Here is a 21,241-nt window from a genome sequence, read left to right on the forward strand (position 1 = left end):
GTGGGGGCGGGCTGGGGCAACTGCCTCTGTTCAAGGGGGCGTTCCTGCGGTCACGTCGCCGTATGGTCGCCGCAGGCGCAACCGTCGCGGTCCTCGCCACCGCGCTCGGCGCCTGGGCCACGGACACCGGTCCGTTCGCCGACCGGGACAGCTACTGCTGGGGCGCCTGGCAGGAGGACGGCGGCTTCGACCTCGTGGGCGACGCCGGGTTCGAGGGCCCCGACGCCCGTAGCCGTACAGGGAGCGAGTCGGCGCCGACACGGCAACGGCCGCGGGGCCGGTGCACCGTCGAGCTGCATTCCAGCCTCACGTACGGCAGCGGCGGCAAGAGCGTCCAGGACACCACGGTCACGGTGGCGTACGGCCCGGCCCCCAAGTCGGCGAAGCGGCGCGTCGAATGGGTCGCCGGATATCTGGGCGACCACGCGATGCCGTTGCCCGGCGGCCTGCCGGGCGCCGTCGACGAGACTCACGGCCTGCTCGTGCTGCCGAAGCGGTGCGACACCGCCGACGGACGGCCGACCGCGGTCACGCTCGACGCCCGGGAGGAGCCCGGGGCGGATGATCCGGCCACCCCGGACCTCGGCGGCTCGGACGCGGTGTCCGACCTCTTGGTGGCGGCCGCCGGCAAGGGCATGGAGGCGGCCGGCTGCGCCCCTGCGAAGCCCCTGCGCCTCACCTCGCCGCTGCCCACGCTCCCGGAGGAGGTCGGGGACGTGGAGCAGGGGCCCGCGTGCCGCATCCCGGGACTCGATCCCCAGGAGGATGTCGACGAGGACACCGCGCGGCGCTTGGAATACCAGGTCGGTGCGGTCACCCGCGATCTGCAGTCCTGCTCCGTGGTGGTGGGGCGGTCCGTGCTGAGGGGCGAGCGGTACGACAAGGGCTTCTTCGACGCCCTGATGATCCGCGAGCCACGGCTCACCGCGCTCCTCCACGGAGTGACGGGCGATCGCGCGCCCGCGCCGGGCTGGCGGGGCACCGGGTCCCTGGGGCCGGATCAGTACATCGTCCGTGCCGAGTGCGCGAAGCGCCCCACGACGTTCCTGATGCTCGGCCCCTCGGCCGGCGAGGACTACTTCACCGCCTTCACCGGCGCCGTGACCCGGCGCCTCGGGTGCGCTCCCGTCGCGCCCGCGCCGACCGGGGGAACCCACTGATGACCGAGGAAACCACCGACACGACAACCCGGGCCGCCGGCACGTCCGGGGCCGGCGATGCCGCCGTGGAGCCGTCCAGGCCGTGGTGGCACTGGCGCGAACTGACCCGGGGGCGCCTGCGGCCCGCTGTCGCCGCCGCCCTCGCCGGGGCGCTCCTCGGCGGGACAATGACGGCGTGGCAGGCGGAGGCAGGACCGTTCGCGGCGCGGGAACGGGCCTGCTGGGGCGCCCTCGGCGAAGACGACGTGGCGGACCTGTTCAACGGGAGGAGGGACATCGACGCTTCCGAGATACCCGTCGCGACTGCCCGGTTCACCACCACGGGCCCCACCGGCGTCTGCCGTCTGGCCTCCCCTCGCGGCCACCGTGTCACGGCCCGCGTGCACCAGCTCGACGAGCGGTTCGGCGGCGCGAGTGACCAATGGGCCGACGAGTACTTGTCCGCCAGGATGACTCCGTTCGGCGACGGCCTGCTCGGCATGGTGTCGGACACGCGCGCGTGGCTCGCGGTTCCGGAGGGCTGCGTCGGCCGGCCCAGTGAGTACGAGGGGCCGCTCGTCATCGACATGGAGACAGGTCTCACCGACTACGACCGCGAGGTCGACACCGGGGAGCGCGACCGCCTCGCCCGTGCCCTGGTCGGACTCGTCAACGGCTACATGGCCGACCAGGGCTGTGACCGCGCCATCAGTGAGCCGGTGGGCCGCCTGTCCGCTCCGGCGCGTTTCGAGCAGGAGCGGCGGGACGCGATCTGCGGCGTCAAGGGTCTGCGCCTGCCCGTCGGCCGGAAGCCGGACGCCCTCAGGTCGCCCTTGGTGACCAGGGGGGCCGGAGCTCCCGTACGGACCTGCGACCGTTATGTGTCGCTCGATCACCCCAGGCTGCGCCTGATGACCATCGAGGACCCGCGCCTGTCCGTGCTCTACGACGGTCAAGCGCTCCACCGTGCCGGCGCGAGGGGGATCAAGGGGACGCCGGACGACGCCGGGGTGCGCGGGTTCCTCGGCGATGATCTGGGGCTGGTCCAGGCGTCCTGCCAGAGCGGTGACGTCACCTTCCTGATCCGCGCTCAGGACGCGACGCAGGCCGGAGCCATCCGCGCCCTCCTGCCCCGCTATGTGGCCGCGGAGGCCGACCGCATCGGCTGCGGCCCGCTGCGCGTCGAACTCCCGGGCGGAGAGCGTGGGTGACGGTCGGCGCTGACACGTGCCGTGGGGGGGGACGGATGTCGACCGTGGTTGTACACCCGTGGGTCGATTCGGATGCCGGTCCCGCTGGCTACGATCGGCGCATGTCAGCCACCCCGCCGATTCCCCTGGTCGAGCACGCGCCGCCGGGCGCGTGGGCGGCCGCCTCCTGGTGCCTGGGCATGGCCTTCGGGGCGCGCGCGTACTACGGCATCCCGTGGCTGCCGACGAGTACGCAGGAAGGCCCCGGGCCGTGGGAGTGGCTGCTCGTGGCGGTCGCGGCCGGCATGGCGCTGGCCGTCGTCCGGCTGCTGCCCTGCCGCCCGCTGGTGGCGCTCGGGCTGCTCGTCGTCGCCTCGTACGCGGGGGCCCTGGCGATCGACGCGACGAACATCGGCTTCCTGCAGTACGCGGCGGTCGACATCGCGATGGGTTACGTGGTGGCGACCGGGGCGCGGCGGGCCCGTACCGCCGCCGTGGTCCTCGCGCTCTGCGTCCTGCCCGGCTACGCGGTGCTCAGACTGCTGCTCGGGCTCCCCCTGCGGCTCCCCCACACCCTCAGCTCCAGCTGGTCGGACTGGCAGACCGTCGCTCTCACCGCGGCCGTCGCCTGGCTGGCCGGCAACTCGGTGCGGCAGGCCCGCGCCTACACGGAGCGGCTCGGCGCGCAGGCCGCCGCCCAGGCCGTCACCGCCGAACGGCTGCGCATCGCCCGGGAGATGCACGACACGGTGGCGCACAGCATCGGCATCATCGCCCTCCAGGCGGGCGCGGCGGCCCGGGTCGTCGAGACCCAGCCGGCGGGCGCGCGCGAGGCGATGATCGCGGTGGAGCAGGCGGGCCGGGAGACTCTGGCCGGGCTGCGGCGGATGCTGGGCGCGCTGCGCGAGAGCGACCCCGGTCGAGGGCCGGGCGGGGAGCGGGAGCGGGAGCCGGCGCCGCGCGGTCCGGCCGAGGGCCTCGCGGACGTGGAGCGGCTTGCCGCGTCGACGACAGCGGCGGGGGTGCGCGTGGACGTGCTGTGGCGGGGCGAGCGGCGGCCGCTGCCCGCGGATGTCGACCTGTCGGCTTTCCGCATCATCCAGGAGTCCGTCACCAACGTGGTACGGCACGCGGCCACCGCGTCCTGCACCGTGGCCGTGGACTACCGCGACGAGGAGATCATCATCGAGATCGAGGACTCCGGGCAGCGCTCCGGACAGTACTCCGGACAGGGCGCCGCGAAGGCCACCCGCGGCCTCACGCCCAGTTCCGGTTACGGCCTGGTCGGCATGCGCGAGCGAGTCGCCCTGCTGCACGGCGAGTTCAGCGCAGCGCCGCAGCCCGGCGGCGGTTTCCTGGTGAGCGCCCGGCTGCCCGTCCCGGCCACGGCGGGCGCCCGATGACGGTCCGCGTCCTGCTGGTCGACGACCAGCCCCTCGTCCGCACCGCCCTGAGCATGGTCATCACCGAGGCTCCGGACATCGAGGTCGCGGGTGAGGCGTCCTCGGGCGACGAGGCGGTCCGCCGGTGCGCGGAACTGCGCCCGGACGTCGTGGTGATGGACATCCGGATGCCCGGCATGGACGGCATCGAGGCCACCCGCCTGATCACCTCGGGCCCGACGCCCGCGCACGTCGTCGTCCTGACCACGTTCGACGACGACGAGTACGTGTACGGGGCGCTGCGCGCCGGCGCCGCCGGATTCCTCGTCAAGGACATGGCACTGGACGACATCCTGGCGGCGGTGCGTATCGTCGCGACCGGCGACGGGCTGCTCGCGCCGAGCGTCACGCGCCGTCTGATCAGGGAGTTCGCGGGGCGTCCGGTGTCGGCGCCGTCACGCGGGGCGGCGATCGCGGGCATCACGGACCGCGAGCGCGAGGTCCTCACCCTGGTGGGCCGCGGCCTCTCGAACACGGAGATAGCCGAGGAGCTCTGCCTCAGCGTCGCCACCGCGAAGACGTATCTGACCCGGCTGCTCGCCAAGCTGGGCGCCAGGGACCGGGTGCAGCTGGTGATCCTCGCGTACGAGAAGGGGCTGGTGTCGGCGGATCGCTGACGGACCGTGTGCGCGGCGAGTTCGCGCCGTGTTCACGCGTCCCTCATTGACTCGCCTCCCGCACCTCCTTAGCTTCATGGCGCACCGCCATCACGCTTCACCCATCACGCTTCACCCATCACGCTTCACCCATCACGCTTCACTCGTCGCTCATCGCTCCACGCGGGAGGGGTCTGTCGTGCGCCGACGTATCTGGGGAGCGGCCGCCGTGCTCGCCCTGCTCGCGGGTGCCGTGCCCGTGGCATCGGCACAGGCCACGGCCCCGCACAGGCCCGTGCCGCTCCCCCTGGAGCGGCTCTTCGACAACCGTGCGGTGAGCGACGACGCCCGGCCCGCCGACGCGGACTTCGACGGGGCGGGCGGCTCGCTGTCCGCCCGGGACCTGACGTCCGCCGGCTGGACTCCCGGGCGGTCCCTGGCCGTTGACGGGGCCCGCCTCACCTGGCCGCGCACCGGGCCGGGCGCCCGGGACAACGTGCGCGCCGACGGCCAGCCGGTGCGGGTGCGCGGCCGCGGTGACGCCCTGGCCTTCCTGGTCGCCGGCACGGGCGGCGAGGCGAGCGGCACGGGGACGGTCCGCTACCGGGACGGCTCGCGCACCGGCTACCGGCTCACCGCGCCGGACTGGCGTTCGGGCCCGCTCGCCACCAAGGCCGTGGCCCTGCCGCACATCAACACGCCCGGCGGCCAACTCGCCGAGAAGGCACGGCTGTACGTGGTGACCGTGCCGGTCGCCCGTGGCCGCGAGGTCGCATCGGTGGACCTGCCGCGGGACCCCGGCGCCGCCGACCTGCACGTGTTCGCCCTGTCGGTGCGGGCGGGGACGAAGGGCTGGACGGGCACCTGGTCGGCGTCGACCGCGGGGTACACGGCGGTGGGGCCCTGGACGGACCGGACCGTGCGGCTCGTCGTCCACACGAGTACGGGCGGGCCGCGGGTCCGCATCCGGCTCGACAACACGTTCGCGGCGGCGCCGGTCCGGATCGGCGGCGCGACGGTGGCGGTGCAGGAGTCCGGGGCGGGCGCGCGGGGCGAGCCGCGGCGGCTGTCCTTCCGCGGTTCGCGCGGCACGGAGATCCCGGCGGGCGCCCAGGCGTTCAGCGACCCCCTCGACTTCGACGTACCCGCCGACGCGAACCTCCTGGTGAGCTTCCATCTGCCGGGGCCGGTGGCGACGGCGCCCGTGCACAGCCAGGCCGTCCAGCGGTCGTACGTCAGCGGTCCCGGCGACCACGCGGCGGACGGCTCCCCGGCCGCGTACACCTCGACGATCACGACCTGGCCGCTGCTGACGGGCGTCGACGTGGGCGGCGGGCCCGGGTCCGTGGTCCTGCTGGGCGACTCGATCACCGACGGTGCGAAGTCCACGCAGGACGCCAACCGGCGCTGGCCCAACATCCTCGCGACCCGCCTCCTGAACCAGACCGACGTCCCGCGCTACGGAGTGCTGAACCAGGGCATCTCCGCGAACCGCGTGGTCGCCGACCGCTATCCCGGCGACGGCGTCTCCACCGACACGGGCGGCGTGAGCGCCCTGCACCGGCTCGACCGGGACGTCCTCGCCCAGACGTCGGCGCGTACCGTCGTCGTCTTCGAGGGTGTCAACGACGTGCGCTGGGGCACCTCCGCGGACCAGGTGATCGCCGGCCTCCAAGAGATCGCGGACCGCGCCCACGCGCGCGGGCTGCGGGCTGTGGCGGCGACGATCGCGCCCTGCGAGGGCGAGTCGCTCTGCACGGCGGCCGCGAACCGGCAGCGGGAGGCCGTCAACGCGTATCTGCGCGGCGGTGACGACTTCGACGCGGTGCTCGACTTCGACGCGGTGCTGCGGGACCCCGCGCATCCGGCGCGGATGCTCCCCGCCTATGACAGCGGGGACCATCTGCATCCGGGCGACGCGGGGCTCGCGGCGCTTGCGGAGTCGGTGGACCTGCGCACGCTCGTGCCGTGAGGCGCTACACGTCGAGGTCGACCACCACCGGCGCGTGGTCCGACGCGCCCTTGCCCTTGCGCTCCTCACGGTCCACGTACGCGTCGGAGACGGCCTTCGCGAACGGCTCGTTGCCGTAGACGAGGTCGATGCGCATGCCCTTGTTCTTGGGGAAGCAGAGCTGGCGGTAGTCCCAGTACGTGAACGGGTGGTCGTACTTGAGGGGGCGCGGCACGACGTCCGTCAGGCCCGTCTCGCGCAGGGAGGTCAGGGCGGCGCGCTCGGCGGGGGTGACGTGTGTGGAGTCCACGAAGAGGGACGGGTCCCAGACGTCGTCGTCGGTCGGCGCGACGTTGAAGTCGCCGAGGACGGCGAAGGGGCGGGAGCCCCCCGCGTCCCCGGCGACGGCGGCCTTCAGCGCCTCGAACCACTGGAGCTTGTACGCGTAGTGCGCGTGGTCGACCTCGCGGCCGTTCGGCACGTACACGGACCAGAGGCGGACCGGGCCGCAGGTCGCGGAGATCGCGCGGGGCTCCTGCACCCCGTCGTACCCCGGGTCGCCCGGCAGGCCCTTGACGACGTCGTCGAGGCCGACCTTGGAGACCAGCGCCACGCCGTTCCACCGGCCGGTCGCGTGCACCGCCGACTCGTACCCCAGCTCGCGGAGCGCTTCGGTGGGGAAACCCTCGGCCGTCGTCTTGGTCTCCTGTATGCACACGACGTCGGTGCCGGTGGCCTCCAGCCAGGCAAGCAGCCTCGGCAGACGAGCGGTGATCGAGTTCACGTTCCAGGTCGCAATGCGCATGCCTCACAACCTACCGAACGCCACTGACAGTCACAGAGCGGCCGACTCCCCCGGTGTCAGACGCAGGTGCTCGGCCCCGCCGAGGGCGCCGATCTGGTTGTCGTAGATCGGCCGGGCGAGGTCGGTGAGGAGCGCGTCATGGATGTCGTAGGCGCGCCGGGGCCTGACCTCGCGTACGTAGTCGATCACTTCGGAGATCTTGTTCCAGGGGGCCATGACGGGCAGCATCAGCGTCTCGACGGGCTGGTCGGGGACGGTGAGCGCATCGCCGGGATGGAACACCGAGCCGTCCACCAGATACCCCACATTCGTGATCCGCGGGATGTCCGGGTGGATGACCGCGTGCAGTTCGCCGTGGACCTGGACGTCGAACCCGGCGGCCGTGAACGTGTCGCCGTGGCCGACGGTGTGCACGCGCCCGGGGAAGGCGGCCGAGATCTGGTCCGCGACGGACTTGAGGGTCCAGATCTCGGCGCCGGGGCGGGCCTCCATGGCGGCCCGCAGCCGGTCCTCGCTGAAGTGGTCCGGATGCTCGTGCGTGACGAGGATCGCGTCGGCGCCGAGCGCCGCGTCGTCCTCACTGAAGCCGCCGGGATCGACGACGAGCGTGCGTCCGTCCTTTTCGAGACGCACGCACGCGTGGGACTTCTTCGTGAACGTCATGCGCTGAGAGCGCCCGGCCCTGCTGTCGGGAGAAGTCGTCATGCTCCCATCCTGCTACTCCTGCGGCGTGGTTTCCTCACGGATCACGGCCTGGGCGACCTTGAAGGCGGAGTTCGCCGCGGGGACCCCGCAGTAGACGGCTGCCTGGAGCAGGACTTCCTTGATCTCCGCCGGGGTGAGGCCGTTGCGCAGGGCGGCCCTGGTGTGGAAGGCGAGCTCGTCGAGGTGGCCTCCCGCGACGAGCGCGGTGAGGGTGACGCAGCTGCGGGAGCGGCGGTCCAGGCCCGGCCGGTTCCACACCTCGCCCCACGCGTAGCGCGTGACGAGTTCCTGGAAGTCCCCGGAGAAGTCGTCGGCGGCGGCGAGCACCCGGTCGACGTGCGCGTCGCCGAGGACCTCGCGGCGGACCTTCATCCCCGCCTCGTACAGATCGGGACCGGCACCGCCGGCCACCGCCTCCGGCTGCTCGGCGGCCGCGATCTCGGCGACGGGCGCGACGGGCGGCGGGGCGAGGACGGGCTTGACGGGCGGCGCGGAGATGGCCGACTGGCCGACGGTCGCCTCGGTCGCGGGCTGCCAGGCCGACGAGAAGTGGCGTACGAGGAGGTCGGTGACCGCGGCGGGCTGCTCGACCGGCGCGAGGTGCGAGGCGCCGGGCACGACGGCGAGCCGCGCGTCGGGGATGCCGGCGACGAGCGTGCGGGCCTCCCCCTGGCCGGTGACCTGGTCCTCCGACCCCACGAGCACCAGTGTCGGCACCCCTATCCTGCCCAGTTCCGCGCGCACGTCGAAGGCGGCGAGGGCCTCGCAGGCGGCGATGTAGCAGCCGGGGTCGGTGGTGCGCACCATCTGCACGGCCCAGTCGGTGATGGCGGGCTGGGCGGCGGCGAAGCCGGGTGTGAACCAGCGGTCGGGGGCGGACCGGGCGATGGGGTCGAGGCCGTTGCTGCGCACGATCACGCCGCGCTGCCGGAACTCGTCGGCCGTGCCGAACCGGGGCGACGCGGCGATCAGCGCGAGCGAGGCGACGCGCTGCGGGTGCCGGAGCGCGAGCTCGACGCCGATGGCGCCGCCGAAGGCGCAGCCCGCGTACCCGAAGCGCTGCACGCCGAGCTCGTCGAGCGTCGCGAGCAGCCGCTCGGACAGCTCCCCCACGGACCCGCAGGGGTGCGCGGACGCCCCACCGTGCCCGGGCATGTCGAAGCGGAACACCCGCCAGTGCCGGATCAGCTCGGGTATCTGCCGGTCCCACATGTGCCAGGTGGTACCCAGTGAGGCACCAAGGATCAGGACCGGGGCGTCTTCAGGCCCGTCGAAGCGGTATTGCAGGGTGTTCTTCGGCGTCTCACTCACTCGCCTGAGCCTCTCATCTGTCACGAGATGTCACATCGCCGGGGTGGACCTAGCCTCGCGCTTTCGTCAGCGCGCTCGTCCATACCTTGACCAAGCGAGTGGATAGTGCCCCCTGATCGGGGCGGGAGTCGTTCTTCTCGGCGGTCCTGAGGTGGGTGTCGAACCAGTCGATCGCGACCGTGCAAGAGAGTTCGAACTGCTGGATGTAGGACAAGAAGTGGTCGCCGTCCGTGAGGACGAGCTTCTTCGGTTCGCGGGCGCGGTTGAAGCCGTCGAGGGCAATGTCGGCGGGGGCGACGTCGTCGTCCTTGGCCACGAGCATCAGCAGCGGGGTGGGGGCGATACGGGAGATCCACTGACCGGGTTCGTAGGCACGGGCGCGGCGGTTGGACTGAAGGGTCACCTCGTTCGTCCACGTGTCGTCCGGTGCCCGGTGCAGGTAGAAGTCGGCCGCCCCCTTCTGTGGGTAGGCCGCTGGGGAGCCAGGGCTCGTGTCGGTGTCGACGAAGGGTACGTAGACGGGCGGCTTGCCGGCCAGCTGGTCACGTTCGTCCTGGTGGAAGCGGTCTTCCAGGGCGCGTACCTCGTGGGGCGGGACGCGGCGCAGTCCGGTCTCGTAGCCGCTGCAGGGCGTGACCACCGGCGTAGCTGAATCCCCAGATGCCGGTACGCTGTTCGTCGATTTCCCGGCGTGTGCCGAGGTAGGTGATCGCCCATCGCCCGTCCGCGATCTGCTGGTAGGGGTCGATGTCCTGGCGAGGTGTGCCGCCGCTGTCGCCGAAGTTGCGACGGTCGTGGAGGAGAACCGCGTAGCCGGCCTCGATGAAGCGGCGGGCCGTGTGCTCGATGCTGTGATGGCGGGTGCCGCCGAAACCGTGGGCCATGGTGATGGCCGGCAACGGCTTCTCGGTGTTCTCGGGAAGGAACAGCCAGGCGGCCAGTTCGATGCCGTCGGGCAGGGGAATGCGCACGTCGATGCGCTCAACCATGGCGGACACTCCTTCAGTGGGTCTCTGTTCATGCGTCGCGATGTCACGGCCGCTCAGGTCTGAATGACGTCGAGGTCGGCAATACCCGCGGCTTCGCCTCGGCATTGAGGACATCCGCCCCGTGCGCCGCGAGAGTTTTCGGTCCTGGGACCGGCAAGAATCCGTTGTCTCTGTTCTGTAGCGTGCCAGGAGCATTCTTCAGCGGGCTGGGTGGCTCCCTGCCCATACCGTGGGAATTCGGCCTGACCACGGACTTGCCTGTTCGAGTTGTCCGGCGAGGCGGAAGAGCCGGCCTTCGAGGCCATATCCGGCGGCGAACTGCATACCGACCGGGAGCCCCGTCCCGGCGTCGGCCGTCACGGGTACGGACATGGCGGGCGTGCCCGCCACGTTGAACGGCATGGTGAACGGCGACAGGTCGTTGATGCGTTCGATCCAGCCGAGGCCGTCCAGTGTCTCCGCACCCTCCGTACGAGTGCCCAGAGACACGGGAGGCTCCGGCAGGGTTGGCGTGAGGAGGATGTCGTACTCATCGAAGTACCGCGCCAGGCTTCGAGCCACTCGGTTCCGCATCGCCAGAGCGGTGTGGAATTGCGCGCCGCCGACCCGCTGCCCGTAGTGGTCGCCGGCTCAAGGGTCGAGGAGTCGACGGGACGGCCGAAGGCGGCGGCCAGCCCGTCGACCAGGGTGGTGAGGTTCACCGTCATGAGTCGAGCATTGGCCAGGACGAATTCCTCCCAGTCGGCGCCGAGGTCGACTACAACCTCCTTCACCTGGTGGCCGAGGAATTCAAGCAACCGCACGGTGAGCGAGAGGGCGTCGGTCACCGGGGCGGCAGTGCGGCGTCCGCCCCACGCTCGGGCGAGGACACCGATGCGCAACGAGCCCGGATGACGGGTGACTTCTTCCGCGTACGGCCGTGACGGCTGTTCGGCGAAGTAGGGGTCGCCCGACTCCGGGCCGCGTATCCGGTCGAGCAGTACCGCACTGTCGCGTACGGTGCGGCTGACGCTGCCGTGCACGGCCAGGCCGTTGAAGACCTCGTCGACGTAGGGCCCCATGGGCGACCGGGACCACCCCGGCGGCGACAGCGGCGGCCGCGCCTCCACTGGATCCGCCCGCGCTGCGCTCCAAATCCCACGGGTTACGGGTCGAGCCGTACAAGGCTGATTCCGTGGAGATGCCATAGGCCATCTCCGGTGTCGCGGTGCGCCCAAACGTCACGAGGCCCGCGCGCCGGAAGCGCTGCATCAGCGAGGAGTCGGCGCCGACGACGTTACCGGCCGCCAGGCGGCTCCCCAGCTCCATCCGCCTCCCGGCCATGGCCACCGCGATGTCCTTGATCAGAAAAGGGACGCCGGCCAGTGGTGTGCTACCCGGGACAGGTTCGTCGTCGGTCCGCCAGGTCTCCACGACGGCGTTGATCCGCGGATCAACTGCCTGTACAGCCTCGCGCGCGGCTGCCTCCAGCTCGGCGGGGAGTGCCTCGCCCTTGGCCACCAGCTCCGCCAGCCCAACCGCGTCAAGTACACGGGTGAAAGCATCCAGCAGGCCCGACGGTCCTTGGGCTTGCTGCCCGAAACCGCAGCGCCAATCCCTGCCCCAGCACACGCAGCCCAAGTGCGTCTGAAGGCCCGCGTGTTCCTCGGCCTCCTCGAGGACCGCAACGTCTGCACCCGCTTCCCCCTCGGAATCGTCTCAGTTCAGCCCTTCTCGAATCTGGTCACGCTCCAGGTAGAGAGCGTGGACCGCGCCGCTGAGATCCACTTCGGGCTCCTCCCGACCCTCCCACCGGAAGGGGGACTGCACGGCTTTCCTGGCTTGCGCATCGTCAAACGCTTCCGGACAGCAATCGAACTACGTGTACTGGGCCAGCCCACGCGGCTTCGGCTGAGTGGTTTGCCCTACTCGCTTTGGCGCGAAGCGGAGCAGGCCATGCTCGACAATTGGATCGACCCGGATGCCATGCAGCTCTGCTGGCGCACCTCGCGGTCAACGTGGTCCGCCGCCGAGCGTGAGCGCTTCTCCCAGTGGGAGGACGACAGCGACCCCTTCGTCCAAGTGCAGCACCGCGGAGCCTGGCTGGGCAGCGGACTGCTGCGCCGAGCAGCCCTCCTTCACACTGTGGCCAACACCTTTCTCACCGACGGCTACCGCGGATCGGCGTTCGGCCTGACACGGCTCGTCGTACGGTCTTCGCACGTCCGCGACCAGGGCCCAGGGCCGCACCACATCGCCGCGGCACTCCTGGACCCGGTCTTTGGCCTGCCGCTGCGCCTCACGCGGTTTCGAGGTGACACCGACCAGAAGTACGGCAGCGACCAGCACTTCGTGCTCACTGACCCAGCCAAAACGGCGCTGCTCGACCTGCAAGCTTCCGTCGAACGCCCCCCTTCCCACCTCGCACCCGAACTCTGGCAGAGCATCCTGCGCCGCCTCCCAAGCGAAGGCTTCGCCAACGACTTCTCCCCCGGCATTCTCGCCGGGCTTTGCGGAGTCCGCGCGTCATAGCGTGCCCAACACGACCAGAAATCCAAGTTCAGCACGCGAAGGGGCCAGGGGCCTGTTGTGAAAGTGCTGGTCACAGCCACTCGTTGAGGACTGCGACCAGCACGGTCGCCTCGTAGCGGACCGCGAGCTTGTCATACCTCGTGGCTACAGCCCGGTGGCGCTTGAGGAGGTTGCGGACGCGGCCCGTCGGGACCCTGATCCGCTTGCTTGGAGTGCACTCCAAGGCCATGGCGTTGAGACAGCCGAACCGAACACCCAACGCGTCGACGCATCATCCCGCACGACCAACTGAAAAGACGGCAAGTGGTAGACAACCAGTTCACAACACATGCAGAACTTTTCGATCTGCGTGGAAAGCGCGCGCTCGTCACCGGTGGCACCCGAGGCATCGGAATGATGATCACACGTGGCCTTCTCCAGGCGGGCGTCCGCGTGGTCATCAGCTCACGCAACGCAGAAGCGTGCGCTCAGGCGCAGGAACAGCTGTCCAAATTTGGTGAGGTGCGGGCGATCCCCGCCGACCTGTCCCGCCACGACGAGTGTCGGCGACTGTCCGACCTCGTCACCGCCGACTCGGAGCATCTCGACATCCTCGTCAACAACGCGGGCGCCATGTGGGACGAGCCGCTGGCGACGTTCCCAGACGCGGCCTGGGACACGGTCCTCGACCTCAACCTGAAGTCGCCGTTCTGGCTGGTCCAGGCGCTGCTGCCCGCACTTCGCAAGGCGGGCACCGCCGACGATCCCGCGCGGATCATCAACATCGGCAGCATCGCCGCCATCCACATCCCCCAGCGGCCCAACTACTCGTACTCCAGCAGCAAGGCCGCACTGCATCAACTCACCAGAGTGCTCGCCAAGGAACTAGGACCGCAGCACATCACCGTGAACGCCGTGGCGCCAGGACCGTTCCCCTCGACGATGATGGCTGCAACCCTCGATGAGTTCGGCGAGGCGATCGCGGCGTCGGCCCCACTACGCCGGATCGGCCGCGACGACGACATGGCGGGTGTCACCGTGTTCCTCGCCAGCCGGGCAGGCGCGTACCTAACAGGCGCCGTGATCCCCGTCGACGGCGGCATCGCCACAACCGCATAGGCCGCCGAGGGTCCGCTTGCGTAAGTTGATCTTGATCGTTGATGATCACGTCCTGTGGGACGTGGGGATCCGACGAACGGCCAGTGGGCCCGACTTGAGCCGCTGTTGCCGCGGGGCACCGAGTCGGGCCGTCCGCCGGCATGGACGCGGCGGCAGCTGATAGACGGCATGCGGTGGCGGACCCGGACGGGTGCCCTGGCGTGACCTGCCGGAACGCTACGGGCCGTGGGGCCGGGTCCATGACCTGTTCCGGCGCTGGCAGCGCGATGGCACCTGGGCCCGGATCGTCACTCAGCTACTGGCCGAGGCAGATGCCAAGGGCCTGATCACCTGAGCAGCGCAGACATCTCGGCCCTGGCGCTCGGCCTCGACCCTACGGAGGCAGACCACCGTGCTCTCTACGTGGCACTTACGCGTGCGCGCCTCAACACGCTGGCCCTCGTATGAAGCGTTCTCGGGCGCGCCGATGCCCCCGTGCCGGCTTGCTCTTGAAGATGCGCGATCGTCTGTACACACGAGCCTCGGAGAGCCACGACGACAACACTGTCGGCGACCGTCTGCGGTGAGCCCTCTGGACGGACCACGCGTTGGGGGAATGAGCGTTTTCCAACCTCATACTGATGCGTGGTGAAGGACGAGGACGGCCTTCACCACGTTGGTGATGCGGTTGGTGCTGCAGCGGAGCTTCCGCAGGAGGCGCCAGCCTTTGAGGGTGGCCCTGGCGCGTTCGCCGAGGCAGCGGATCTCGGCGTGGGTGGTGTTGTGGCGGCGTTTCCATCGCTTGAGGCGGCGGCCCCGCAACGGGACTCGGACGGTTCCGCCGGCGCCTTGATACGCCTTGTCCGCCCAGCACTTGAGTCCGGCATCGGCGAGGGATTCGACGATGCCGTGCTGTCGTGCGGCGGTGAGGTCGTGGGTCGAGCCGGGCAGCGCCGGTGAGGCCCAGAGCAGCCGTCCGAACGGATCGGTGAGGACCTGGATGTTCATGCCGTGGCGTTTGTGTGTCCCGGAGTAGTACGGGGTGTCGGCGGCGATGCGGTCGATCGGCAGCAGGGTGCCGTCGAGGATAACGAACGCCTTCGCCCGGATCGCCCTCATCGCCTCGGCAGGCACGGGGGGAGGGCGGACAGGGCCTCGACGGCTTCACGTATGTAGCGGTAGACGGTCGCGATCCCGATGCCGAACCCGGCGGCGAGCTGGGCGTAGGTGTCACCGCATCGCAGGTGGGCCAGGGCGAGCAGGGCCTGACGTGCCGCGGGAAGGCGCCGCCAGCGTGTCCCGATCTCCTGCCGCCTGGCTGCGAGTTGCCCGGTCAGGAACCGCAAGGTGCGGCTGGATACGGATCAATCGAGGACGGGCAGACAAGCACGCGAAGCTCCTGGCAGACACGGGTGATCTTGGTCGAGAACCCGTCTACCAGGAGCTTCGTCGTTGCGCAGGACTGTCCAACTCGCGGCCAGCAACGCCAGCTTGGAAAGGGATCAACGCCCATCGCTCACACCGCGCCCTCGACCAAGCAGCACCGCTGCGACCGCTCCCTGACCCAGGAGACCCAGATGGCAAGGTCACCCGTCATGATCTACTCGGCAGAGTAATCCACGAATTTGCGCAGGTGGCATAGGGCGGCGGGTGTGGCGTCGGCGGGGACGCCGATGGTGTCGACGTCGAGGGCGTGCACCACGGTGAAGTAGCGGTGCGGGCCGTGTCCGGCCGGCGGGGCGGCGCCGATGAAGCGGGCCGCGCGGGCGTCGTTGGGCAGCTGGAAGGCGGTCTCGGGCAGGCCCGAGCCGGTGTCGTCGCCGACGCCTTCGGGCAGTTCGGTGACGGTGGCGGGGATGTCGGCGACCGCCCAGTGCCAGAACCCGGAGCCGGTGGGGGCGTCGGGGTCGTAGACGGTGATGGCGTAGCTCCTGGTGCCTTCCGGGGCGCCGCTCCAGGACAGCTGCGGGGAGACGTCCTTCCCCCCGGGAACGCCGGAGAGGCCGGAGTACTGCTCGATCGGCCAGGCAGCGCCGTCGGTGGCGGTGGCGGTGGCGGTGGCGGTGGCGGTGGCGCTGACAACGGTGAATGAGGCCGCCTCGGGGAGGCGGGCGAAGGGGTCGTTGGCGCTCATGGCGTCGTTCCTTTCATGCCGTGCTGTGCTGCGGGGTGGTGGTGATACGGCCGACGGTCCCGCCGCATGGGCCCAGGAGGCACCGCCGTCGTTTCGCTCACCACTACGATCGGCCGTAACATTGATAATCGATTATCTTCTCGATCGTCTATTGTGTAGGCATGCCTCAGAAGACCCACACCCCGCCCCCGGCGGGGAAACAGATGCTCTCCGAGCAGGTCTACACACACCTGCGGGACGCGATCATGCGCGGGGACCACGCCCCCGGTGACGCCCTCAAGCCCCAGGACCTCGCCAAAGAACAGGGCGTGAGCCTGGCCGTCGTCCGCGAGGCACTCGTGCGGGTCGTCGGCGAGGGCCTCGCCGACCGGCTGCCCAACCGCGGCTTCGCCGTCCCGGCCTTCTCCGACCGCCGCTGGCAGGAGGTCGCGGAGGCCCGCCGGACCATCGAACCGGTCATGCTGCGCATGTCCGTCGAACGCGGCGACGTCGACTGGGAAGCCCGCGTACGAGCCGCCCACCACCGGCTGGCCCGCACCCCGGCGTACGGACCGGAGGAGGGCGAGCACTACAGCAACGCATGGGCCGAAGCCCACCGCCTCTTCCACCGCACCCTGCTGGAGGGGTGCGGCAACCTCGTCCTGCTGGAGACCTTCGACCGGATGTGGACCGCGAGCGAACTGGCCCGCCGCTGGTCGGCGCACCGCAACCCCGACCGGGACGGCGCCCTGGAACATCGCCGGCTGGAGGAGGCCGTACTCGCCCGTGACGCCGACACCGCGGCTGAGGTCTTGACCCAGCACCTCACCCAGACCGCGGCCGGACTGACCGAGTGCTCCCTCCACGAACCCACGGACGAAACCTGATGCGCCTCGCCCACCTGGCCGCACGACCACACATAATCACCGACACCGGAGCCACAACATGACTAACTTCGAGGCGAGCACAGGCCGCCACTGCCACAACGCCGTCAGCCCCCTGCACACATCCGTGTACTTCGCGCCGGAGCCGGCGGACGAACTCGCGGCGCTCGGGCTGGAGCGCGGAGCCATGGTCTACCTCGCCAGCCGCGCGGCACCGCTCGGGGCCGTCGATGCGGGCACCGTCACAGCGACGTTCTACAACTTCAACCACGAGCATGTGCAGCGGTACATCCCGGCCGCGTGGACCGTCACCACGCCGGAGGAGGTGCTCGCGGCACGGCTGCGCGGCGCGGACCGAACGCTGCAGCGGCTGCTCGGGAAGGAGACCCTCACGTCCACGGAAATGACCGAGGCGGCCGAACTGGCGCTGCACGCCACCGAAGCCTGCCGCCGAGAGGCACGGCCGCTCTACGCCGCCAACGCCGACCTCCCGATACCCGAAGAACCGCACCTGGCCCTGTGGCACGCAGCGACGCTGCTGCGCGAACACCGGGGCGACGGGCACCTCGCCGCCCTGGCGGTCGCCGGCCTGTCCGGCATCGAGGCGCTGGTCCTGCACAACGCCACCGGCAAGGCCCCGACATCGGCACTGTTCATGCGCACCCGCGGGTGGTCCGAGCAGCAATGGGCTGCCACCCGGGAACAGTTGCGCAAGCGCGGCCTGCTGGACGAGGCAGGCGACCTCACGCAGACGGGCGCGACCCTGCGCGCCGAGGCCGAGGCGCTCACCGACCGCCTCGACGCCGCCCCGTACGACCACCTCGGCCCGGCAGCCACCGCGCGCCTCACCGAACTGGCCGGCAGCTTCTCCAAAACCCTCAGAGCAGCGGGCGCCTTCCCCGCGGTGCACTTCGGCAAAGGCTGAGGGCCGGAGCCGGGAGCCCGGCACCCTCGTAGTGAGGGCCGGAGCCGGGAGCCCGGCACCCTCGTAGTAGCTACGGCCAGGTGGCGTGCCGCGCTACGTGACGTTCGGTTCTGCAGGTGCTGCGACGGCTGGTGGCGGCACCCAGACCTCACCGCCCGCGACCTGGTCCCGCTCATGTGCGGCATCGCCCCTGCCGTGAACGTCCACGGCGGCACCCCCGCCGACGAGACCGAAACCGCCCACCGCTACCTCGACACCCTGCTCGGAGGCATGCGCCCCGCGCCGTCGAACGCGTGACGTCCAAGACCACGCCTTCTCGAAAACTTTCTCAGCTTGAGTTTTAACTGGTCACTGAGCCCTCGTTCCAGCGGAACCAGGGCTGCTCCTGATCAATGTGGAGGAGGAACTCAGCAACGGGCCCTGGAGAAGCGCCCGCGCTACCAGGGCATTCCAGGCTCGTCGACGGCAATCGCGCCGACAAGGGTGCTGCCGCTCACAAGCCGCCACTCTTCGTGATGATCCGTCATTCTGGCTCCATGGCGAGGTTCCCTACGGCCTTCGCACCTGACCGTGCCCAGCACGGCTCGACCGGATCGCAGAGGTTACGGAACTCCTGCGCGACGGCGCCGCGCCGGGGTGGAGTTCTGAAACCTCTCCCGGCCCGGGCCTCGCTTGCTCGCTCGCTCGCTCGCTAGTCAAGGCGCTGAGCTGCGCCGCCGCGGAAGCGCTCCTGTCAGCGAGGTTGAAACTCAAGCTCAGTCAGGGGTGGAGGGCGTCGCGCAGGGTGCGTACCTGGTCGGTGAGGTTGTGTTCGCTGATGCGGGCCTGAGGGAAGAGGAGGTCGAAGCCGTGGACGGCGCCGGGGACTTGGACGAGTTCGGTGGTGACGCCGGCGGCGGACAGGCGTGCGGCGTAGTCGCGGCCCTCGTCGCGCAGCGGGTCGATCTCGGCCACGGCGATGTAGGTGGGCGGCAGGCCGCTGAGATCGGTGGCGCGGATCGGGAAGGCGTACGGGTCGGCGTGGCCGTCCTTCGCGTAGTACTGCACGGCCAGTTCCAGCGCGCCCCGGTTGAAGACCGGGGTATCGGTGAACTCCCGTGCCGAGGCGCTGGTCAGACTGCCGTCGACGCTGGGGTAGGTCAGGGACTGGAAGAGCAGGTGCGGGCCCGCCTGGTCGCGGGCGCGGAGCACGGTGGAGGCGGCGATGTTCCCGCCGGCGCTGCCGCCGGCCACCGCGATGCGTGTTGGGTCTCCGCCGAGTTCGGCCGGGTTGTCGGCGATCCAGGTCAGGGCGGCGTAGGCGTCGTCGGCTGCGGCCGGGTAGGGATGTTCGGGGGCCAGGCGGTAGTCGACGGAGACGACGACGGCGGTGGCGTCGCGGGCGTAGCGCAGGGAGCGTCCCTCTTCGGCCTCGGGGGATCCGTAGGTGAAGGCGCCGCCGTGTATGTAGAGGATCATCGGCAGGTCTTCGGTGGTGTCGGGGCGGTAGACGCGCAGCCGCAGTTGTCCTGCGGGGCCGGGGATGTACAGGTCTCGCACCTTGACCTGGTCGTCGACGGGGGTATCGGGGTGTGCGCGCAGCAGTGCGTAGCGCTGGGGGTCGGCGAGGACGGCGTCCAGGCCATGGACGGGGAAGACGCCGGTGTCGGCGGTGTCGAGCAGGGTCTGGATCTCGGGATCGACAGCGGGGGCAGTCATGGCTGGGTGGGCACCTTCCGGGTGTTCGACCGGGTGCTGCCCGGTCTGTTGTGCGGTCTGTTGTGCGGTCTGTTGTGCGGTCTGTTGTGCGGAACTGACATCAGTCTCTGCCGATCACGAGCGGCACAGAAGTGGCCCAAGAGCCACTATGTGCAACTATTGGGCCATGACTGTTGCGACACCGCACCATGTGGCCGTCCTGGCCCTCGCACCGGTGGTGGCCTTCGACCTGAGCATCCCGGCCCAGATGCTTGCCTCGGTCGAAACCCGCGCGGGCACCGCGGCCTACGAGGTACGCACCCTCACGCCGGACGGGGCCCCGGTACCGACGGTGAACGGGTATGGCGTCACGCCGCAGGGCGACCTGTCCCTGCTGGAGCACGCCGACACGGTGATCGTCGCCGGCACCCGCTGTCCGGAGGTACTGGACGCCGGCGCGGTGGATGTCTCCGTCGCCGAAGCGCTGCGCCGTGCGGCCCGGCGCCGCGCCCGGGTGGTGTCCCTGTGCACCGGCTCGTTCGTACTCGCGGCCGCCGGCCTGCTGGAAAGCCGCCGGGCCGCGACCCACTGGCGCTACGCGCAGCAGTTCAGGCGGCTCTTTCCCGCAGTCGACCTCGACACCGACCCGCTCTACATCGCCGATCGCGGCATCCTGACGTCAGCCGGCGGCGCGGCCGCCATCGACCTGTGCCTGCACCTGGTCCGGGAGGACCACGGCAGTTCCGTGGCGAACCGGGTGGCGCGGTACAACGTCGTCGCGCCCATGAGAGACGGAGGGCAGGCACAGTACATCGAGCACCCGGTCCGGGAGGACGCGGGGACCTCGACGGCCGGGGCACGGACGCTGATGACGGAACACCTGGATCGGCGGCTATCCCTCAAAGACCTCGCGGCCCACTGCCACATGAGCGTACGGACCTTCACCAGGCGGTTCCGACAGGAGACCGGACTCTCCCCGGCCGAATGGCTCGCCTCAGCCCGCTTGGCACACGTACGCCATCTGCTGGAGTCGACCGAACTGCCTGTTGACGACATCGCCGCCAGGGCTGGCCTGGGCAGCGGCACCAACCTGCGGCAGCACATGCGCACCGCTCTGGACATCACCCCGTCCGCCTACCGGAAGGCATTCCGCTCGGCCACCACTGCCTTCGCACCGCCCCTCTCTGAGGACCAGCGGGTCCCGTCCGCAGGCACGTGACGCCGTTCGGCGCGGGGTGCCCCGGGAACACGACCGCTTGCACGGGGAGTCGGCGGCGCCGAGAGGCCGCGGAGCGCGGGCGGCGCGTCGGCGTTCCGGTCAGCGCGCGTGGCGCAGCGACGCGCTCTTGATAGTGAGGTGGGATCAGTCAGTCGTTGGTCAGGCTGCTCGCCAGGGGGCCGATCGCCGCCCCGCACACTGCCACCTCGTGCACCCTGATGGCCTGTGCCCTTGCGGCGTAGAGCCTCGCATCGCCACACCCGCCCCGTCTCGTGTGAGGCTGGCATCCGTAGCCTCCCCATGGCCATCGCCCCCACCTGCCCTGTGCCCGAAGCCGGGCGGGACGTTAAGTGAGGCCGACGGTGATGCAGGGCGGCGCACGCCGCTTGCGGTCCTCACGGCAGATCGCTTCCAGCTCTCCGCTGCGTGTCCACCGACCCGTACACGGCGGCGCTTTCCTCCAAGCCAGCGACACGTTGAACTGTTTCGCCATAGATCGGGTAGATGATCGTTGTGCAGACTCACCGTCAGACTGTTCTCGCCGTCGAGGGTGGCGGCTCGCTGATCTTCCTCATCGTCGGCATCGTCGTGGTAGCGGGGCTGCTCGCCATGTTCATCAGCGGCCGGCGCCGCGCTGACCGCCGCACCGAACCAACTGCACCGCCCCACCGCACTCCCCCAGTGGCGACGATTCGAGACCGGCCGAT

General features: G+C 70.5%; 19 protein-coding genes and 3 pseudogenes. 12 read left to right on the top strand and 10 right to left on the bottom strand.

Features of this window, described 5'->3' with window-relative positions:
* The first annotated feature begins 62 nt into the window (after positions 1-62).
* The 5 genes from AB0N81_RS17745 to AB0N81_RS17765 all read left to right on the top strand — a co-directional run bounded on the left by AB0N81_RS17745 (position 63) and on the right by AB0N81_RS17765 (position 6,339).
* Positions 63-1,160, top strand: a complete 1,098-nt coding sequence (locus tag AB0N81_RS17745) for a hypothetical protein (RefSeq protein ID WP_365359171.1) — start codon at positions 63-65, stop codon at positions 1,158-1,160.
* Positions 1,160-2,350 (top strand): hypothetical protein, encoded by a 1,191-nt coding sequence (locus AB0N81_RS17750; RefSeq protein WP_365359173.1) that lies wholly within the window; start codon positions 1,160-1,162, stop codon positions 2,348-2,350. The genes AB0N81_RS17745 and AB0N81_RS17750 overlap by 1 nt, the downstream gene beginning before the upstream one ends.
* A gap of 101 nt (positions 2,351-2,451) precedes the next feature.
* Positions 2,452-3,732: a histidine kinase gene (locus tag AB0N81_RS17755; RefSeq protein ID WP_365359175.1), complete on the top strand. Its 1,281-nt coding sequence runs from the start codon at positions 2,452-2,454 to the stop codon at positions 3,730-3,732.
* Positions 3,729-4,388, top strand: coding sequence for a response regulator transcription factor (locus AB0N81_RS17760; protein WP_365359177.1), 660 nt, complete (start codon positions 3,729-3,731; stop codon positions 4,386-4,388). The genes AB0N81_RS17755 and AB0N81_RS17760 overlap by 4 nt, the downstream gene beginning before the upstream one ends.
* Positions 4,389-4,566: 178 nt before the next feature.
* A complete protein-coding gene (locus tag AB0N81_RS17765; protein ID WP_365359179.1) occupies positions 4,567-6,339 on the top strand; it encodes an SGNH/GDSL hydrolase family protein in 1,773 nt (590 codons plus the stop codon).
* Positions 6,340-6,343: 4 nt separating this feature from the next.
* On the opposite strand, the gene AB0N81_RS17770 is transcribed toward AB0N81_RS17765, so the two are convergent.
* The 6 genes and pseudogenes from AB0N81_RS17770 to AB0N81_RS17795 all read right to left on the bottom strand — a co-directional run bounded on the left by AB0N81_RS17770 (position 6,344) and on the right by AB0N81_RS17795 (position 11,679).
* Positions 6,344-7,123 (bottom strand): exodeoxyribonuclease III, encoded by a 780-nt coding sequence (locus AB0N81_RS17770; RefSeq protein ID WP_365359181.1) that lies wholly within the window; start codon positions 7,121-7,123, stop codon positions 6,344-6,346.
* Between the two features lie 30 nt (positions 7,124-7,153).
* Entirely contained in the window at positions 7,154-7,786 is a 633-nt protein-coding gene (locus tag AB0N81_RS17775; RefSeq protein ID WP_365359491.1) for an MBL fold metallo-hydrolase, read from the bottom strand.
* A gap of 54 nt (positions 7,787-7,840) precedes the next feature.
* On the bottom strand, positions 7,841-9,139 hold the full coding sequence (gene pcaC / locus AB0N81_RS17780; protein WP_365359183.1) for a 4-carboxymuconolactone decarboxylase: 1,299 nt from the start codon (positions 9,137-9,139) through the stop codon (positions 7,841-7,843).
* Between the two features lie 49 nt (positions 9,140-9,188).
* Complete coding sequence (locus tag AB0N81_RS17785) at positions 9,189-9,779, bottom strand: alpha/beta hydrolase (RefSeq protein ID WP_365359185.1); 591 nt, start codon at positions 9,777-9,779, stop codon at positions 9,189-9,191.
* A complete protein-coding gene (locus AB0N81_RS17790) occupies positions 9,682-10,128 on the bottom strand; it encodes an alpha/beta fold hydrolase (protein ID WP_365359187.1) in 447 nt (148 codons plus the stop codon). Before AB0N81_RS17790 ends, AB0N81_RS17785 begins: the two co-directional genes overlap by 98 nt.
* Positions 10,129-10,326: 198 nt before the next feature.
* Positions 10,327-11,679: pseudogene (locus AB0N81_RS17795) on the bottom strand (amidase).
* A gap of 69 nt (positions 11,680-11,748) precedes the next feature.
* Here AB0N81_RS17795 and AB0N81_RS17800 point away from each other — a divergent pair.
* Complete coding sequence (locus AB0N81_RS17800; protein ID WP_365359189.1) at positions 11,749-12,639, top strand: hypothetical protein; 891 nt, start codon at positions 11,749-11,751, stop codon at positions 12,637-12,639.
* 70 nt (positions 12,640-12,709) lie between these two features.
* Here AB0N81_RS17800 and AB0N81_RS17805 read toward each other — a convergent pair whose 3' ends face one another.
* The gene (locus AB0N81_RS17805; protein WP_365359191.1) at positions 12,710-12,862 is read right to left on the bottom strand and encodes a hypothetical protein; all 153 of its coding nucleotides are present in this window, start codon (positions 12,860-12,862) and stop codon (positions 12,710-12,712) included.
* 80 nt (positions 12,863-12,942) lie between these two features.
* Between AB0N81_RS17805 and AB0N81_RS17810 the strand changes: the two genes are divergently transcribed.
* Entirely contained in the window at positions 12,943-13,737 is a 795-nt protein-coding gene (locus AB0N81_RS17810) for an SDR family oxidoreductase (RefSeq protein ID WP_365359193.1), read from the top strand.
* A gap of 54 nt (positions 13,738-13,791) precedes the next feature.
* Positions 13,792-14,071, top strand: a pseudogene (locus tag AB0N81_RS17815) (transposase).
* Positions 14,072-14,349: 278 nt separating this feature from the next.
* On the opposite strand, the pseudogene AB0N81_RS17820 reads toward AB0N81_RS17815, so the two are convergent.
* Both AB0N81_RS17820 and AB0N81_RS17825 read right to left on the bottom strand, forming a co-directional pair.
* Positions 14,350-15,106 (bottom strand): annotated as a pseudogene (locus tag AB0N81_RS17820) (transposase family protein).
* 210 nt (positions 15,107-15,316) lie between these two features.
* The gene (locus tag AB0N81_RS17825; RefSeq protein ID WP_365359195.1) at positions 15,317-15,850 is read right to left on the bottom strand and encodes a YbhB/YbcL family Raf kinase inhibitor-like protein; all 534 of its coding nucleotides are present in this window, start codon (positions 15,848-15,850) and stop codon (positions 15,317-15,319) included.
* 161 nt (positions 15,851-16,011) lie between these two features.
* Between AB0N81_RS17825 and AB0N81_RS17830 the strand changes: the two genes are divergently transcribed.
* The 3 genes from AB0N81_RS17830 to AB0N81_RS17840 all read left to right on the top strand — a co-directional run bounded on the left by AB0N81_RS17830 (position 16,012) and on the right by AB0N81_RS17840 (position 17,935).
* The gene (locus AB0N81_RS17830; protein WP_365359197.1) at positions 16,012-16,716 is read left to right on the top strand and encodes a GntR family transcriptional regulator; all 705 of its coding nucleotides are present in this window, start codon (positions 16,012-16,014) and stop codon (positions 16,714-16,716) included.
* Positions 16,717-16,774: 58 nt separating this feature from the next.
* Positions 16,775-17,638, top strand: a complete 864-nt coding sequence (locus AB0N81_RS17835; RefSeq protein WP_365359199.1) for a hypothetical protein — start codon at positions 16,775-16,777, stop codon at positions 17,636-17,638.
* Between the two features lie 174 nt (positions 17,639-17,812).
* Positions 17,813-17,935, top strand: coding sequence for a hypothetical protein (locus AB0N81_RS17840; RefSeq protein WP_365359201.1), 123 nt, complete (start codon positions 17,813-17,815; stop codon positions 17,933-17,935).
* A gap of 462 nt (positions 17,936-18,397) precedes the next feature.
* Here the strand turns inward: AB0N81_RS17840 and AB0N81_RS17845 are convergent, their stop codons facing one another.
* A complete protein-coding gene (locus AB0N81_RS17845; protein WP_365359203.1) occupies positions 18,398-19,336 on the bottom strand; it encodes an alpha/beta hydrolase in 939 nt (312 codons plus the stop codon).
* 166 nt (positions 19,337-19,502) lie between these two features.
* On the opposite strand from AB0N81_RS17845, the gene AB0N81_RS17850 reads away from it, so the two are divergent.
* The gene (locus AB0N81_RS17850; protein ID WP_365359205.1) at positions 19,503-20,534 is read left to right on the top strand and encodes a helix-turn-helix domain-containing protein; all 1,032 of its coding nucleotides are present in this window, start codon (positions 19,503-19,505) and stop codon (positions 20,532-20,534) included.
* The last annotated feature ends 707 nt before the right edge of the window (positions 20,535-21,241 follow it).

Origin of the sequence: Streptomyces sp. NPDC093510 (genome assembly GCF_040683555.1) — a bacterium.
In the GTDB taxonomy this organism is placed as follows: Bacteria; Actinomycetota; Actinomycetes; order Streptomycetales; family Streptomycetaceae; genus Streptomyces.

Excerpts from the sequence above, each read along its gene's own strand:
- AB0N81_RS17745 (WP_365359171.1), top strand. The coding sequence starts at position 63 with ATGGTCGCCGCAGGCGCAACCGTCGCGGTCCTCGCCACCGCGCTCGGC.
- AB0N81_RS17750 (WP_365359173.1), top strand. The coding sequence starts at position 1,160 with ATGACCGAGGAAACCACCGACACGACAACCCGGGCCGCCGGCACGTCC.
- AB0N81_RS17755 (WP_365359175.1), top strand. The coding sequence starts at position 2,452 with ATGTCAGCCACCCCGCCGATTCCCCTGGTCGAGCACGCGCCGCCGGGC.
- AB0N81_RS17760 (WP_365359177.1), top strand. The coding sequence starts at position 3,729 with ATGACGGTCCGCGTCCTGCTGGTCGACGACCAGCCCCTCGTCCGCACC.
- AB0N81_RS17770 (WP_365359181.1), bottom strand. The coding sequence starts at position 7,123 with ATGCGCATTGCGACCTGGAACGTGAACTCGATCACCGCTCGTCTGCCG.
- AB0N81_RS17775 (WP_365359491.1), bottom strand. The coding sequence starts at position 7,786 with ATGACGTTCACGAAGAAGTCCCACGCGTGCGTGCGTCTCGAAAAGGAC.
- AB0N81_RS17790 (WP_365359187.1), bottom strand. The coding sequence starts at position 10,128 with ATGGTTGAGCGCATCGACGTGCGCATTCCCCTGCCCGACGGCATCGAA.
- AB0N81_RS17825 (WP_365359195.1), bottom strand. The coding sequence starts at position 15,850 with ATGAGCGCCAACGACCCCTTCGCCCGCCTCCCCGAGGCGGCCTCATTC.
- AB0N81_RS17830 (WP_365359197.1), top strand. The coding sequence starts at position 16,012 with ATGCCTCAGAAGACCCACACCCCGCCCCCGGCGGGGAAACAGATGCTC.
- AB0N81_RS17835 (WP_365359199.1), top strand. The coding sequence starts at position 16,775 with ATGACTAACTTCGAGGCGAGCACAGGCCGCCACTGCCACAACGCCGTC.
- AB0N81_RS17840 (WP_365359201.1), top strand. The coding sequence starts at position 17,813 with ATGTGCGGCATCGCCCCTGCCGTGAACGTCCACGGCGGCACCCCCGCC.
- AB0N81_RS17845 (WP_365359203.1), bottom strand. The coding sequence starts at position 19,336 with ATGACTGCCCCCGCTGTCGATCCCGAGATCCAGACCCTGCTCGACACC.
- AB0N81_RS17850 (WP_365359205.1), top strand. The coding sequence starts at position 19,503 with ATGACTGTTGCGACACCGCACCATGTGGCCGTCCTGGCCCTCGCACCG.